At 46.5% G+C, this 14,663-nt stretch carries 16 protein-coding genes and 1 tRNA gene; 4 read left to right on the top strand and 13 right to left on the bottom strand.

Features of this window, described 5'->3' with window-relative positions:
- Positions 1-11: 11 nt before the first annotated feature.
- The 4 genes from ilvB to thyA form a co-directional block, all read right to left on the bottom strand.
- Complete coding sequence (ilvB, locus tag VSQ32_00525) at positions 12-1,730, bottom strand: biosynthetic-type acetolactate synthase large subunit (protein MEH2941376.1); 1,719 nt, start codon at positions 1,728-1,730, stop codon at positions 12-14.
- A gap of 91 nt (positions 1,731-1,821) precedes the next feature.
- Entirely contained in the window at positions 1,822-2,772 is a 951-nt protein-coding gene (locus VSQ32_00520) for an AEC family transporter (GenBank protein MEH2941375.1), read from the bottom strand.
- A gap of 1 nt (position 2,773) precedes the next feature.
- On the bottom strand, positions 2,774-3,277 hold the full coding sequence (locus VSQ32_00515) for a dihydrofolate reductase (GenBank protein MEH2941374.1): 504 nt from the start codon (positions 3,275-3,277) through the stop codon (positions 2,774-2,776).
- A 43-nt stretch (positions 3,278-3,320) separates the two neighbouring features.
- Positions 3,321-4,169, bottom strand: a complete 849-nt coding sequence (gene thyA / locus VSQ32_00510; GenBank protein ID MEH2941373.1) for a thymidylate synthase — start codon at positions 4,167-4,169, stop codon at positions 3,321-3,323.
- A gap of 165 nt (positions 4,170-4,334) precedes the next feature.
- On the opposite strand from thyA, the gene VSQ32_00505 reads away from it, so the two are divergent.
- A complete protein-coding gene (locus VSQ32_00505) occupies positions 4,335-4,595 on the top strand; it encodes a hypothetical protein (protein ID MEH2941372.1) in 261 nt (86 codons plus the stop codon).
- Between the two features lie 60 nt (positions 4,596-4,655).
- Here the strand turns inward: VSQ32_00505 and VSQ32_00500 are convergent, their stop codons facing one another.
- From VSQ32_00500 to VSQ32_00490, 3 genes are all read right to left on the bottom strand, one after another.
- Positions 4,656-5,417, bottom strand: a complete 762-nt coding sequence (locus VSQ32_00500) for a class I SAM-dependent methyltransferase (protein ID MEH2941371.1) — start codon at positions 5,415-5,417, stop codon at positions 4,656-4,658.
- A 155-nt stretch (positions 5,418-5,572) separates the two neighbouring features.
- Positions 5,573-5,752: a hypothetical protein gene (locus VSQ32_00495; protein ID MEH2941370.1), complete on the bottom strand. Its 180-nt coding sequence runs from the start codon at positions 5,750-5,752 to the stop codon at positions 5,573-5,575.
- Positions 5,753-5,940: 188 nt separating this feature from the next.
- A tRNA-Gly gene (locus tag VSQ32_00490) sits at positions 5,941-6,013 on the bottom strand.
- A 98-nt stretch (positions 6,014-6,111) separates the two neighbouring features.
- On the opposite strand from VSQ32_00490, the gene VSQ32_00485 reads away from it, so the two are divergent.
- Complete coding sequence (locus VSQ32_00485) at positions 6,112-6,552, top strand: hypothetical protein (GenBank protein ID MEH2941369.1); 441 nt, start codon at positions 6,112-6,114, stop codon at positions 6,550-6,552.
- Between the two features lie 106 nt (positions 6,553-6,658).
- Here VSQ32_00485 and VSQ32_00480 read toward each other — a convergent pair whose 3' ends face one another.
- From VSQ32_00480 to VSQ32_00470, 3 genes are all read right to left on the bottom strand, one after another.
- Complete coding sequence (locus VSQ32_00480; GenBank protein MEH2941368.1) at positions 6,659-7,498, bottom strand: DegV family protein; 840 nt, start codon at positions 7,496-7,498, stop codon at positions 6,659-6,661.
- A gap of 199 nt (positions 7,499-7,697) precedes the next feature.
- Positions 7,698-8,894 (bottom strand): transglutaminase domain-containing protein, encoded by a 1,197-nt coding sequence (locus VSQ32_00475; protein MEH2941367.1) that lies wholly within the window; start codon positions 8,892-8,894, stop codon positions 7,698-7,700.
- A gap of 60 nt (positions 8,895-8,954) precedes the next feature.
- On the bottom strand, positions 8,955-10,244 hold the full coding sequence (locus VSQ32_00470; GenBank protein MEH2941366.1) for a M18 family aminopeptidase: 1,290 nt from the start codon (positions 10,242-10,244) through the stop codon (positions 8,955-8,957).
- A 284-nt stretch (positions 10,245-10,528) separates the two neighbouring features.
- Here VSQ32_00470 and VSQ32_00465 point away from each other — a divergent pair, with 284 nt between their 5' ends.
- Positions 10,529-11,044, top strand: coding sequence for a DUF5721 family protein (locus VSQ32_00465; GenBank protein MEH2941365.1), 516 nt, complete (start codon positions 10,529-10,531; stop codon positions 11,042-11,044).
- 312 nt (positions 11,045-11,356) lie between these two features.
- Positions 11,357-11,557, top strand: coding sequence for a cold shock domain-containing protein (locus VSQ32_00460; GenBank protein ID MEH2941364.1), 201 nt, complete (start codon positions 11,357-11,359; stop codon positions 11,555-11,557).
- Positions 11,558-11,785: 228 nt separating this feature from the next.
- On the opposite strand, the gene VSQ32_00455 is transcribed toward VSQ32_00460, so the two are convergent.
- The 3 genes from VSQ32_00455 to VSQ32_00445 all read right to left on the bottom strand — a co-directional run bounded on the left by VSQ32_00455 (position 11,786) and on the right by VSQ32_00445 (position 14,625).
- Positions 11,786-12,259 (bottom strand): signal peptidase II, encoded by a 474-nt coding sequence (locus tag VSQ32_00455; protein MEH2941363.1) that lies wholly within the window; start codon positions 12,257-12,259, stop codon positions 11,786-11,788.
- A 149-nt stretch (positions 12,260-12,408) separates the two neighbouring features.
- Positions 12,409-13,290: a 3-hydroxy-5-phosphonooxypentane-2,4-dione thiolase gene (lsrF, locus tag VSQ32_00450; protein ID MEH2941362.1), complete on the bottom strand. Its 882-nt coding sequence runs from the start codon at positions 13,288-13,290 to the stop codon at positions 12,409-12,411.
- A 123-nt stretch (positions 13,291-13,413) separates the two neighbouring features.
- On the bottom strand, positions 13,414-14,625 hold the full coding sequence (locus tag VSQ32_00445) for a substrate-binding domain-containing protein (GenBank protein MEH2941361.1): 1,212 nt from the start codon (positions 14,623-14,625) through the stop codon (positions 13,414-13,416).
- Positions 14,626-14,663 lie beyond the last annotated feature (38 nt).

Below are 14,663 nucleotides of genomic sequence, written 5' to 3'. Positions count from 1 at the left end.
GTTCCCCCTTCCTATTTCAAAATCATTTCCGTCATGGGATTGCCGCCTTTTACCATGGGCAGCACAATTTCCTCTGCTGCAATCATAAATTCGATTAAGACAGGCACATTCTGCTCTTTGGCCTTCTCGAATGCAGGGGCAATTTCTTCTTCTTTTGTGACACGAATACCGCAGGCTCCATAACTTTCCGCCAGCTTTACGAAATCCGGCTCGTAGGGGGGGCAGGCCGGATTGGGGCCTTTACAGTCATTGGGGCAGTTTTTCCTCCGCCGCAGGCAGGTGGCTTTGTAGCGCTTGCCATAGAAAAGCTGCTGCATCTGCCGCACCATCCCCAGATAATAATTGTTAAGAATACACACAATTACATTTGCCTCCTGGGTCATGGCAGTGGCCAGTTCCTGCAGATTCATCTGCATTCCGCCGTCGCCGGTGATACATACCACCTGTTTCTCAGGGCAGCCGATTTTGGCGCCGATGGCCGCCGGAAATCCAAAGCCCATGGTGCCAAGGCCGCCGGAAGTAATATACTGCTTCTTCTCATTCAGCTCTATGTACTGGGCCGCCCACATCTGGTGCTGGCCCACGTCTGTCACAACAATTCCCTCCGGGAACTGTTCATTTATCTGCTCCATGATCATCTGGGGCGTCATGCCTTTGTCTCTGCGCATTTCCAGCGGATTTTCCTTATCCCATTCCCGAATCTGAGCCAGCCATTCTTCCGTATCCTGAGGTTCCGCCCATTCCAGCAGTTTTTCCAGAGCCAGATTTGCGTCCGCAACAATGGGCACGTCCACCACCACATTTCTGGATATAGCCGCTGTGTCAATGTCCACATGTACAATCTGGGCATTCGGCGCAAATTCATTCAAATCCCCGGTAATCCGGTCATTGAACCTGGTGCCGATGGAAAACAGCACGTCGCACTGGCCCACCGCAATATTGGCCGCATATTTTCCGTGCATACCGCTGTTGCCGATATAATACGGATGGCCGGTGGGAATGGCCCCTTTGCCCATAATAGTGGTTACCACCGGTACTCTGGTCTGTTCCACCAGCTTTAACATTTTCTCATTGGCTCTGGCGATATTAACGCCTCCGCCCACCAGAAACAGAGGTTTCCTGGCAGCTTTCAGCAGCTTGTAACCCTTTTTCAGCTGGCCAATATGAACGCTTTCATTGGGTTTGTATCCGCGTATGGATACGGATTTGGGATATTCTCCCGGCCCGGTGGCTGTCTGAATATCTTTTGGCAAATCAATCAGCACCGGCCCCGGTTTTCCGGTTCTGGCAATATGAAAGGCCATTTTCAGAATCTTCCCCAAATCCTTCCGGTCGCGCACTGTCACACCGTATTTAGTGATACTGCGGGTCATACCTACAATATCCACCTCCTGAAAGGCGTCATTTCCAATGAGATTCAACGGTACCTGCCCGGTAATACATACCAGCGGAATGTTATCGTAATGGGCGTCTGCAAGACCCGTAATCACGTTGGTGGCTCCCGGACCGCTGGTTACCACGCAAACCCCCACGGTACCCGTGGCTTTCGCATAGCCCTCCGCTTCGTGAATCAGCCCCTGCTCATGCCTGGGCAGTACCAGTTCAATTTCTTCATGTTTATATAATTCATCCAGAATATCTGTTACCATGCCGCCGGGATAACCGAACACGGTGTCAATCCCTTCTTCCAGCAATGCTTTTACAAATAATTTTCTTCCTGTTATATCCATCGCCATAAGATTCACCTCTGTCTTAATTTATAGTATCCGCTCTATTGTAACAGAAATCTTTCATTTGGGAAAGTGTCATTCTTCACGAAATTTAAATATACCCCAGCGTCTTTAACAGAAAAATCCATCCGGTCAGGGTAAAAGACGCCAGCAGCGTGGTGGCTACCACCACACTGGCCGTCAGCGTTCCGTCATTGCCCATATTTTTTGCCATAATATAGCAGCTTGGGGTAGTGGGAGAAGCCAGCATAATCAGAATCCCAATCAGTTTTTCTCCTTCAAAGCCCAGCACCAGAGCAACCGGCACAAATACCGCAGGCTGCGCCGCCAGTTTTATCAGGGAAGCCGCCAGCGTAGGTTTCAGTTTTGTCAGAGCCTTTTTTCCTTCAAAGCCTGCACCCAGCGTAACCAGCGCCAGAGGCGTGGCCATCTGAGCCACATTGTTTATGGTTTTATCCACCATCACCGGAAACTGAATCCTTCCCAGTGAAATCAGAAGCCCCAGGAAAATACTTATTATGATGGGATTTTTCAGAATATTGATACAGGCCTCCCGGATTTTTGCTTTTTTATCTGTATTCTGATTCTGCTGTCCCTCAAAAGTCAGTACGATTACAGAATAAATATTGTAGAGGGGCACTGCCCCCACAATCATCAGGGGGCCCATGGCGGACTGTCCGTAGATATTCTGGATGAAAGCGAGGCCCATCACCGCCGCACTGCTGCGGAAAGAGGCCTGTACAAAGGCCCCCGTCATATACCGGTCTTTCAGAAACAGTCTGGTTCCGGCCCAGATGAGCCAGAAACAGGCAGAACTGGCCAGCGCACAGAACAGTACATAATGCAAATCGAATACAGCCCGGATATCCACGGAAGAAATATCCCGCAGCAGCAATACGGGCAGGGTTACCTGAAAATTAAACTTATTTGCCACCGTCACAAAATTATCATTCAGCATTCCGGTCTGCCTGAGTCCCCAGCCCAGCACCATCACCAGAAAAATGGGAATGGTCACGTTGAGGCTGAACATAAAATTACTCATTTTATTCCGCCTCTTTTATCTTTTTCTCATATTTCAGAAAATAATATTCCAGATCAAAATACGTCTGTTCCTCGCTGTCCGCCGCCAGTTCCCATTCCTCTCTCTCGTCCAGATTCGGGAACCATGCGTCCGCCCGATATTCATAATCAATTTTCGTAATATAAGCCGTATCGCACAAATCCGCCATTTGCCGGTAAACACTTTCCCCGCCCGCTATATAGACGTCCCGGCTGTCATACTGTTTCAGTTCTTCCAGAAGCTCTTCCATACTGTGCGCCACCTGAGCCCCTTTCACCTGAAACTCCCGGTTAGATGTGAGCACAATATTCGTCCTGTTTTTCAATGGCTGGCCGCCAGGAAAGGTTTCCAGCGTCTTCCTGCCCACCACCACCACTTTTCCCGTGGTCATTTTCTGAAACGATTTCATATCTTCCGGAATCCGCACCAACAGCTTATTGTCCATGCCGATGGCCCAGTTTTTATCCACTGCCGCAATTAAATTCATAGCCTGTCCTCCTGTCCAAATCAGTTAAACTCCATGGGAAATCCTAAACTGCCACGGGAATATCCGTAATCTGGGGCCCTGTCACATAATGCTCCAGCCTGACGTCATCCCTGGTAAATTCATAGAAATCCTTCACCTCCGGATTCAGCCAGAATTCCGGCGCCGGATAAGTATCCCGTGTAATCAGCTCCCGTACCAGCGGAATATGCCTGTCATAAATATGGGCGTCTGCAATCACATGAACCAGTTCCCCGGCTTCCATATCGCAGACCTGTGCCAGCATATGCATAAGCACCGCATACTGGCACACATTCCAGTTATTGGCCGTCAGCACATCCTGAGAACGCTGATTTAACACTGCATTCAGGGTCATCTTCTCCTGCCCCGGCTTCTGAATCACATTAAAGGTCATGCTGTAGGCACAGGGATAGAGATTCATCTCGCTCAAATCCTGATGGACATAGAGATTTGTCAGAATCCTCCGGCTGTAGGGATTATGCTTCAAATCATAAATGACCCGGTCTACCTGGTCCATCATACCTTCTCTGTACCGATGTTTTACTCCCATCTGATAGCCGTATGCCTTTCCAATGGAGCCTGTCTCATCTGCCCATTCATCCCAGATATGACTGTTCAAATCTCTAATATTATTGGATTTCTTCTGCCAGATCCAGAGCATTTCATCGGTACAGCTCTTAATGGCAGTTCTGCGCAGGGTAATTGCCGGAAATTCTCTGGACAGGTCATAGCGATTAACTACGCCGAATTTTTTAATGGTATAGGCGCTGACTCCATCCTCCCAGCGGGGACGCACCTTTTCACCCTCCGTACTGAAGCCGTTGTCCAGAATATCCCGGCACATTTCTATAAAGATATGATCTGCCAAACTCATTGCTTTCTCCTTGTTTTTGTATAGTTTTCCTCTTGCCTGAATCATCATAACATAATTTTTCATTTTTTTGTATTTTTTTAAGATTTTTTCACAAAAATGGTGTATACTGTAGAAGATTAAAAGCTGACAGACAGCTCATTTAATAAAATTACAAGGAGAATAATTATGAGCCAGAAAAAAGTAGACCGATATAAGGAAGAAAAAGCCAACCGGAAGAAAATCATGAAACGGGAGAAAATGAAACGCACAGCCCTTACCATAAGCAGTACCATAGTGGGCGTTGCCATTGTCGGATGGCTGGGATATTCCGCATTCGGATATTTCCATAAAGAAGATAAAAAGACTCCCTCCCAGACGGAGGTTGATTTAAGCGCATTAAATGAATACATGAGCGGCCTGTATACGGAAGAAGCATCCGCTGAATAAGAAACCATGGAAAACAGGAGCTTTCACTCAGGAAATCCGGTGAAAGCTCCTGTTTTTCAGTTATTTCCTGGCAACCAGAAGAAAACGGTGAATTTTTCCCTCTATCACGCCTTCCCGTTCCAGCAGTTCCTGGGCACGATACAGATTTTCCTGACAACCTCTTACATTAAAACCAGGAAATTCCCAGGGTATTACACGGGCAAACCAGACAAGGGCCCCCACATCCCGGAACTTTATGGGACGAAAGGCTTCCTCCGCCCTTATAATAGTAAGGCCCGCTTCCCGGAACTCCTGTTCTGCTATACACAGATACTGTTTGGGAAATGGAAGTTCCGGCACATCATCAAGCAATAATTCCACCAGTTCCCGGTCATTTTCCGCACCTACCTGTTCGGTAATAAATATGCCTCCATCTTTTAACAGCCGTGATGTTTCTGCCGGATGAAAGCTGCCGTGCCGGTTGAGAATCAAATCAAAACTCCCGTCGCCAAAGGGCAGCCTGCCGCCGCCATCCGCCTCCCTGAAATCAATGCCCAGAGGCAGTAATTTCTCTTTACATAACTCCACATTGGGCGGATAATTCTCCGTAGCCGCCAGATTACAGCAGGGATGATTCAGAGATAAGAGAAATTCCCCACCCCCTGTTTCAACATCCAGCAGCTTCTGCTCAGGTCTCCTATAATGTCTGACAATCTCTCTGTAATTCCAGGGCAAATCCTGTTCTTCTTCGTATCTCCCGCTGATGTGGGAAAAATCCCAGCCATGGATATGGGCCTGTTCTTCTTCCTGCAGCCATAATTTTAAATATGTTTCTTTTTCCATCTTTTTCCTGCTCCTTTTCGCATATGAGATTTTCCACGATTCGGTGCAGCTTCCTGATAACACAACAATCCCCCGATGCAACCTGTTATCAGGCTCTGTCACTGCACCGGGTATTTATCTCGCATGGCATTCATTACTGTCACCTCTTTCTTTTCTTAATCAATGATTAAATTCTCAGTTACAACCCCAAGGGCTTCCAGTTTAGCTTTCGCTTTACGAAGCTGGTTGGATAATTCTTTATCTTTATCCTCTGCTTTTTGAATCCTCTGTAAATCTGTGTAAATATCAATCATAATTGCCGCCTGCTCTTTTTCTGTCATTTCCAAACCCTCCATCTTTCTGATTCTCCTTTCATCAGATTTACCTGCCCATCCGAGCATACTGTCATATCATTATCAGTTACCTGTTTGTATCATAAAAATATGGCTTATATTTGTCAATATATGTATCAAATTTTATCAAAAACAGCCGCAAACCCCGATTTTATCGAAAAATCCTTACGTTTGCGGCTGTTATCCGTAAAAGCGATAGACGGGGCTCGAACCCGCGGTCTCGACCTTGGCAAGGTCGCGCGTTACCAACTACGCCACTATCGCATGTCATAGATGATACTATAAATTTCCTTTTTTGTCAATAGCATATTTTCCTTTTTTCTCTCATATAGTAATTCAAAGAGAGATTAAGGAGGAATCCTGTGAGTTCAAAAACCAAAATTGTTGTTCTGCATCTAAAAGAAGTGGTCTATACAGCTATTTTCGCCGTGCTTGGAATTCTGCTGATTTTACTGCTGATTTTTATGTTCCTGCCGGATAACAAATCCAGGGATACGGAAGAAACCATGAAATATACGGCGGGGGTCTATACTTCCTCCATACAATTAAATGACAACGCCATAGATGTGGAAGTTGTGGTGGATGACAGCCACATCAATTCCATCACGCTGGTAAATCTGGACGAAGCCACTGCCGCCATGTATCCTCTGATGCAGCCTGCTCTGGATAACCTTACCAGACAGATTTACGAGAAACAGTCTCTGGAAAATATTTCCTATGGAGATGACAATCAATATACCTCCATGGTACTGCTGAACGCAATTCAGACAGCTCTGGATAAAGCAGCCTACATAGAAGAATAATTACACTGCCACAGCCGTTCTGCCCCGAAAGGCTCCATAGTCCGAAAAAGGAACAGCCGCCATATTGTAACATATGACTGCTGTTCCTTTTCATATGCCGGTTCTGTTACACTGCCATGATAATGCCGCCGTCATTGGCATACATGCTGCTGATTCCCGCAGTATCTATCACAAATATTTCCTTAAATTCTGCCAGCTTCCGCACCTTCTCTGCCGCTTCTTCCGCTCTTTTCAGACAGTTACAGTGGGAAATTGCAAATATTTTATCCTGTGGGTTCACTGTTTTGGAAAGCAGATCGTGAATCATTTTGTCCACTGCCTTTCCAATCCCCCGCGCCTGGCCAATCTGGCAGATGGCTCCCTCTGCAGTTCCGGCCATTACCGGCTTAATATTCAGTGCTCCTGCCACAAATGCCTTCATATTGCTCAGTCTTCCATTCTTCCGGAGAGTCTCCAGGTTCTCCAGCACAAAGGAAGTATTCATTCCTGTAATAAATGCTTCCACCTTTTCCACCACTTCTTCAAAGGCCAGTCCTCTTTCCTCATATTCCTGAATCTTCATGGCAATCAGCGTTTCGCCCACAGAAGCAGATCTGGAGTCAAACACATGAATCTGTTTTTCTCCCTTTTCTTCCAGATACAGTTTACGGCCGATTTCAGCGCTGTTATATGAGCCGCTAAGCTGAGAAGAAAGGGTAACTGCATAAACATGTCCGGCTTCACAGTCAAAGGCCGACATATACCGTTCCGGCGAAGGACAGGTTGATTTGGGACTGTTGGGGCTTGCCGCCACCCGTCTTAAGAAATCAGCCTGATCAAAAGTTTCATCATCCACAATCCGGTAATCATCCACAAACATTTCCAGAGGCACATTTTCAAAATGTCCGCTCTCTTTCAGCTTCCCCGGCAGCTCCCCGCAACTGTCCACTACAATTTTATAGTTCATGTCTTTCCTCCTGATATAGTATCATTCCACGCAATATTCGACATTTAATATGGTTTTCTAATATTTCCATTGTCATTTTATGTGGTTTTCAATACTACTTTATAGTAGCATAAATATCAGGTTTTGAAAAGCCCTATTTTACGCAAAAAGGAGTGTCAGAAAAGAACTCAGGATTTCTCTCTGACACTCCGGCTCAGAATCAGTTGAAACAGAAACTGATTTCCTTCCACATATCGTCCTCAATATAATTTACTTCCGTAATTCCATTGCAGTAATCCGCTATAAATCCTTCTTCTATAAAATACCGGAACGCCTGCTTTTTCAGAAAATCATCTGCAAATCGCAGCGTTACCACCTGTCCCTGCATCCATGCTTCTGACAGAATTTCTCCCATGGCTTCCGGTTCCCATGATTCAATCCAGTTTCCCTCTTTCCGGTAATAGTTATTTGTCACAGACATGCATTCCGGCAGTTCCAGCTCCGTATCAGGCACATGGCCCATCAGCATTTCTTCGGTAGTCATGGCCATATAATTATAATCTATAAACGAAGTTTCCAGACCTTCTCTGTTCCGGTAACCATTATTTCCCCAGGTGGCGTCCATGTAATAATATTCTCCGTCCAGCCGTATCAGATTCCAGGCATGGGCCTCTCCCAGAGCCACACCGGATACTATCACGCTCTGGACGCCCAGCTGGTTCAGCAGATACTGAACTGCGCAGGCATATCCCTGACACACCGTCTGCTGTCTGAGAAACACACTGATAATATTCTGGCTGTCTTCCACATCCTGCACATATTCCGTATTGAGGGCCAGCAGTTCATACACGTATTTTGCCTTTTCATAGTCCGTATGATTAATGGTAATACCCGCAAGCCAGGCTCCCACAATCTCGTCAATCTGAACCTGTGTATTCCGGCGCTCTTCTTCTGTCATGGTGTATTTGGGGGCAAATTCCAGACTCACCAGTTCTTCTCCTTTGGTATATCTGGTAAATACATAACCCTCCACCCAGAACAGGCCGCCATAGTCTCCGCAGACTGCCGTGTAAGCCCTGCGCATCAAATCCAGATCTGTAGTTGAGAGCTTTATTTTTTCTTCATGATTCAGAATGGCTGTCAGCATTTCATCATAGACCACCCGTTCTTCCTCTGTCAGGTGGTCATAGGCATATTTTCCTGTTGAAATTTCCTGCTGCGCCGGAGGCGGAACAAGCTGCTTCGTATCTGTTTTTGGCACTTCTGCTTTCTGTTTGTTCTCATTTTGGGGAACACTTTCTGACTCCCTGCCCTCCGGCAGAATATCCTGGATTACATCCGCAGAACAGGCGTTCATAAAACTGCCGGATAAAATAATGAGAAGCAGCAGGACCACCCTGCCTCTTATCAGTTTCATTTCCAACTACCTTCCTTACATTATATTATGTATCCGAAATTCCAGGCTTTTTCTCATGGCCTACGTCTGAAAAAAAACAGTTATCAGACTGGTCAGAGATTTCATATCGGCAGTACCCATGGTTTCCACCGCGGAATGCATGGCCAGAAGAGGTACTCCCACATCCACGGTCCGAACCGGGAGAATGGCAGAAGCAATGGAGCCAAGAGTCCCTCCGCCCGGCATATCGGAGCGATTTACAAATTTCTGATAAGGAATCTTATTCCTTCTGCAAATCTGCTCCACAACCGCTACTGCTTCGCAGTCCGTCGCATAGGACTGGGAAGATGCTTCTTTGATACACAGCCCTTTTCCCAGAACCGGTTTACTGGTAATGTCCATTTTGCCCATCTGGCTGGGATGAAGCCCATGGGCAACATCTGTCGACAGGAAGAAAGCATCGTACAGGCTTTCCCCTGCCTGCGCCGCAGTTTTCCCCTGGCTGTCGTGGATTTTATCCAGAAGATTCAGCAGCAGCATGGAGCCTGCTCCCTGCTTTGTCCGGCTGCCCACTTCTTCGTGGTCAAACAGCGCCACCACATTCAGCCCGGAGCTCTGATTACTCTCTGTGAGCCCTGTCAGAAGAGCATGTACAGATGTGAGATTGTCCAGTCTGGGAGAAAGGATAAATTCCTGCTGTCGTCCCAGATACCGGGGCTGTTCCGCACAGTATACCCACAGTTCATAGTCCAGTATTTTTTCTTCTTCCACCTGCAGTTCTTCTGCCAGGAATTTCATCAGCATACGTTCTTCTTTCTGCCCTTCTTCCAGCAGCCCAAAAACGGGCAGCATATCCGTCTGTTTGTTCAGTTCTACTCCTTTATTAACGTCACGGTTCATGTGAATGGCCAGATTGGGAATCACAAGCAGCGGCCGTTCCACGGAAAGATAACGCATATCCGGATGCATTACGTCATTGCTTTCCACCGCCACACGTCCGGAAATACTCAGGGGACGGTCCAGCCAGGTGTTCAAAATGGCTCCCCCGTATACCTCTGTATTTACCTGTCCGTATCCCCCGGCAGACACATCAGGATTCGGCTTTATCCTCAGACATGGAAAATCCGTATGGGCCGCTCCGATGCGAATCTTATTCCGGGGTTCCGCCTGTTCTCCTGTGGTAAAGGCAAACAGAGTGGTATCGTGATGTTTTACATAATATTTTCCCTTTTCCGTCAGCCCCCAGGTCTGATTAAACTTCAGTTCTTCGAATCCTGCCTCTTTCAGCCGGGCTTCCGCCTCCTGCACCACCAGAACTGCACTGGTTCCCTTCTCCAGTAATCTGAATAATTTCTGTTCCGTCTGTTCCATGTCCCGCCTCCTGCATTCTGTTATATTACTATTATAATCGCTGAGCGTACTATCTTTTCGCACTCAGGGTCCCTCCCGTCCGGCCTTCAGGTCTCTTCCTGTCTCCGATGGGGCCCTCCCGTCTGGCCTTCAGGTCTCTTCCCATCTCCGATGGGATCCTCCTCAGGGCATATTATATCACATTTATCGTTTCTTTTCTACTATATCATCCTTGTGTTTTTGCCGATTCTGTAATATAATGTTTCGTGTTTCACACAATGGTTTTATATCCCGGAGGTATTCTTATGACCGCACTTTCTATTCTGGATGTAAAAGAATTTATGAATATATTTTTACGCACAGATACCTTTGACAGCTTTCTGCTGTCGGAAGGTTCCATTACCACCTGCATGACCTATCTGCTGGACGGACATGCCAGGGCCGATTTTTTCAGCCCGGAGGACGACCCTTATGAGCTGGTGGCGCAGGAAGAATATATTCCTTTCTCTCTGGTGCGTCCGGTATGTTTTCAGATAATCAGAGGGAAACGGACCCCTTCTTCCTTTAAATTTGTGTTCCGGCTCTCCGCCGAGAATCTGAAACGGACGGTCACATCCATAAACAGCGGTTTTTCTGCTGAGGATGTTTCCGGTATGTATCTGAATCTGAAATATCAGAATCAGCAGCTTATCTGTACCACCGGGATTTCCTACGGTATTTTTTCCATGGATAAGTCTCTGGAACATGGATGGGACGACATGGTCAGACTCTTTTTCCGGAAGCACGGCATCGCTGTGGAACCCCTGACTGCCCATATATAACTGTCTGTCCGGGGCCGATTTGCGCAGCAACACCCATTTCTTGTTACTGTTCACACTACGGGTGTTCCGGTAACGGCATCCGGCCATTTAAAGTCACCTCCGGCGAGGGGCCGATGCCCGGCAACCACTACTTCTTTGGCCGGACATCGTACAGCATGGTGCACAGTGCCTTGTGAAAAGTAACTTTTTTTACATTTTTTTTAAATTTTACTGGAATATTCCTTTACTTTTTTCCTATTATATGTTACCATTGTCCCATGTTATAAATAACTATAGCATATGTTTATTTTATTATTTATTGGAGGTAGTGACATGCAGGGTACAGTAAAATGGTTTAACAACCAAAAAGGATACGGCTTCATTTCTGACGAATCCGGAAATGACGTATTTGTTCATTATTCCGGACTGAATATGGAAGGCTTCAAATCCTTGGAAGAAGGTGCTGCAGTAGAATTTGATGTTACAGAAGGTTCCAAGGGACCCCAGGCTGTAAACGTAACTGTAGTTCGTTAATTTAATCAGTTTTTTCACAATGTGCCTTTGTCAATAATATAGATTTTTTGTTTTTATTATGATATTAGAATATTGATGATTATAATTGATTAGAAGAAAGCTGCTGTAATTGCTGAAAACAGTAATTGCAGCAGCTTTTTATTTTACAGGATCAGGGTGTTACTGTGAAATGTTAAAGTATATGAATTTCCTGTAAGATAACAGCAATTATGCGCAGCACATTCTTTTTCATCTTACAGGCAATACCGCATCACGCTCACGCGCGGAGAAAATAATCAGAAAACACCCCAGGAAAATGCACATATCCGACAGGTTAAACACAATCTGGTTCAGTTTTTTCCAGGGTGTGCGGAAACTGAAATAGTCCACCACATATCCTCGGACCACCCGGTCATAAAAATTATTTGCTCCGCCTCCCAGGGCAAGGCTCAGTCCCGTCAGCAGACCCGGACTTTTCTTTTTGCGGAGCATAATATACCACAGCAGGCTCAGAACCAGAAGGATTCCTCCGCTGGCTTTTTTCACCAGTTTCGGACGCTTTTCCATAAAGTTCAGGGCCGCCCCTCTGTTATGATATTTTTTCACTGCCAGCGTCCCTCTGCAGATTTCTGTCTGTTCCTGCATATCCCGGTGTTCTTCCATATATTTTTTCAGAAAAAAATCTCCGGCAAATACGGATAAGGCAACTGCTGCATATTTCATGTTCTGCCACCCTTCTTTCTGCTGTTCCATGGATAATTATGAAACTGTTATCCATGCAGCCTCTGCCATTACAAACCCCGGTTTCATATCTGCATGAAACCGGGGAATCATGTTTTCTATCCTATCGTTGCCAAAATTCAGGCTTATATTCAGGCTTTTTTAGTATCAAGGAAGAATTCATATGCTTCCTTATCGGTAGCGCCCTTATGTACTACCATATTAACTGCCTGTGCCATTGCCACCGGATCCTGGCTCTGGAAAATATTACGTCCCATATCAACGCCTCTTGCACCCTTGCTGATGACTTCATATGCCAGGGTCAGAGCATCTTTTTCCGGAAGTTTCTTGCCTCCTGCCACTACGATAGGTACCGGGCAGGCTGCCACTACTTCTTCAAAGTTCTCGCAGTTATAGGTTTTGATGATGTTTGCGCCCAGCTCAGCCAGAATTCTGGTAGCCAGCTTGAAGAACCGGTCTGTCCGCTCCATCTGCTTTCCGACAGCTACCACGCCCATGGTGGGAATGCTGTAGCGAAGCCCTGCGTTGATGGTTTTTGACAGATTGTCCAGACTGGAAAGCTGTCCGTCCGCACCGATAAAAGTCTGGATTGCCATACAGTCTGCATTCATGCGGATTGCGTCTTCAATATCCACTGCCACCACTTCATGGGAAAGGTCGTCTTCCAGCATGGAAGAACCGGATGTGGTACGCAGGGCAATTCCCTTACGGCACTCCGGCGGAACGCAGGTACGAAGGGCGCCTCTGGTTCCCATCAGCACATCCACGTACGGAATTAACTGAGGAATGAGAATATCCAGTCTTTCCAGCCCTGCGGTGGAGCCCATGAAATAACCGTGGTCAAAAGCAAACATTACCGTATTGCCGCTTTCCGGGTCAAAAATATTGGAAAGGTGCTTTTTCATGCCCCAGTCCAGGTTGTTGGCACCCTTTACATGGAAATTTCCCTGATTTGCAAAAGGTACGGAAACTTTATAATCTTTCGCTACTTTTAAGCCATCTACATCTGCCATTTTTATTCAGCCTCCTGTCTTTTTACAGAAAGCAACCACTGTTTACATATGAAACGGTGGCTGCTCTCCAAATCACCTGCAGCAGTTTCAATACCTTTCCTGCTGCAACTACTTCACTTTGTTTTAGAAGTTATAGTCATTTACATTGGTTTCATCAAAGATTACACGTTCCGGAAGAAGAACAACACCGTTGTTCTTGTCGGCTGTTGTGTCGCCTTCGTTCAGGCAGTCATTTGCCATAACTTCAACTTCGCCGATTCCAGGTACATCAATCTTATCGCCAACTGCCACGTCATTGCCTGCTGCTATGTAAGCTGCAAGATAACATCCAAGAGCACCCTGGATTCCGCAGTCCCACAGACCCCACTCATACAGAACGCCTGCATCGCAGTATTCTTTGATAGCCTGAGGAGTTGCAAAACCGGTAATGGTCATATCGTCTTTTGTAATGCCTTTGTTCTGAGCTGCTTTTAACTGGCCCGGAAGTGCTGTGGAGTCATTACAGATAATCAGATCAATGTCCGGATAAGCGTCCAGAATTGCCGCACCTGTGGTAACAGCCTGTTCTGCATCCTGATTGGAATAATAGTTGTCAGCAACCTTTTTCCAGTTGGGATATTTCTCTGCGATAATAGCTTCGCCTGCTACCTGCCAGGAGTTCTGGTCTGTAACAGTTGCCTGTGAATAATGCCATACATAGTTTACTTCGTCTTTTTCCGGGTCAACGCCGCGTTTCTTCAAAGCGTCTACGGACATGTCTACCAGCATCTGTCCGAGGATTTCAGGAGTACCCTGAGATACCATCAGCGCACGTGCGTCTGCTTCTGCGTCAGAGTCCCAGGTACATACAGCAACGCCTGCGTCTTTTGCTTCCAGCAATGCATCTCTTACGCCTGCTGCATCTACGGTGGAAATGCAGATTGCGTCTGCGCCGCTTGCTACTGCTTTGTTAATTACTTCTACCTGCTCTGCTGCGCCTGCTGTTGCGCTTCCTTCGTATTCAACAGTGAAGCCCCAGTCTTTTGCATACTTCTGAGCACCGTCATTTGCTGCTTCAAAGAACGCATTACCGGTTACCTTCGGAATAAATACAACGGTTTTACCGGAAACATCTGCGCCGCCTGCAGAAGATGTGTCATCTGCTGCTTCGCCGTCGTCAGCGCTGTCTTCCGGAGTTTCCTTTTCTTCCACATCATCTTTTGCTGAATCATCCGCTTCTGTGTTGGAATCCTCTTTTGCGGGAGTGGAAGTGTCTGCATTATTTCCACCGCAGGCTGTCAGTGAAAGAGCCAGGGATAATGCAAGTACGAGTGACAAAACTTTTTTCATTTTCATTGCTTTTTCCTCCTTTTTTATACTATATTCAATGGCTT

This window comes from Lachnospiraceae bacterium JLR.KK002, from assembly GCA_036941025.1.
Lineage (GTDB): Bacteria > Bacillota > Clostridia > Lachnospirales > Lachnospiraceae > Petralouisia.
This window is presented reverse-complemented; position numbering and strand designations above follow the sequence as displayed.

Coding starts and splice junctions, on each gene's coding strand:
- ilvB (MEH2941376.1), bottom strand. CDS start 1,730: ATGGATATAACAGGAAGAAAATTATTTGTAAAAGCATTGCTGGAAGAA.
- VSQ32_00520 (MEH2941375.1), bottom strand. CDS start 2,772: ATGAGTAATTTTATGTTCAGCCTCAACGTGACCATTCCCATTTTTCTG.
- VSQ32_00515 (MEH2941374.1), bottom strand. CDS start 3,277: ATGAATTTAATTGCGGCAGTGGATAAAAACTGGGCCATCGGCATGGAC.
- thyA (MEH2941373.1), bottom strand. CDS start 4,169: ATGAGTTTGGCAGATCATATCTTTATAGAAATGTGCCGGGATATTCTG.
- VSQ32_00505 (MEH2941372.1), top strand. CDS start 4,335: ATGAGCCAGAAAAAAGTAGACCGATATAAGGAAGAAAAAGCCAACCGG.
- VSQ32_00500 (MEH2941371.1), bottom strand. CDS start 5,417: ATGGAAAAAGAAACATATTTAAAATTATGGCTGCAGGAAGAAGAACAG.
- VSQ32_00495 (MEH2941370.1), bottom strand. CDS start 5,752: ATGGAGGGTTTGGAAATGACAGAAAAAGAGCAGGCGGCAATTATGATT.
- VSQ32_00480 (MEH2941368.1), bottom strand. CDS start 7,498: ATGAACTATAAAATTGTAGTGGACAGTTGCGGGGAGCTGCCGGGGAAG.
- VSQ32_00475 (MEH2941367.1), bottom strand. CDS start 8,894: ATGAAACTGATAAGAGGCAGGGTGGTCCTGCTGCTTCTCATTATTTTA.
- VSQ32_00470 (MEH2941366.1), bottom strand. CDS start 10,244: ATGGAACAGACGGAACAGAAATTATTCAGATTACTGGAGAAGGGAACC.
- VSQ32_00465 (MEH2941365.1), top strand. CDS start 10,529: ATGACCGCACTTTCTATTCTGGATGTAAAAGAATTTATGAATATATTT.
- VSQ32_00460 (MEH2941364.1), top strand. CDS start 11,357: ATGCAGGGTACAGTAAAATGGTTTAACAACCAAAAAGGATACGGCTTC.
- VSQ32_00455 (MEH2941363.1), bottom strand. CDS start 12,259: ATGAAATATGCAGCAGTTGCCTTATCCGTATTTGCCGGAGATTTTTTT.
- lsrF (MEH2941362.1), bottom strand. CDS start 13,290: ATGGCAGATGTAGATGGCTTAAAAGTAGCGAAAGATTATAAAGTTTCC.
- VSQ32_00445 (MEH2941361.1), bottom strand. CDS start 14,625: ATGAAAATGAAAAAAGTTTTGTCACTCGTACTTGCATTATCCCTGGCT.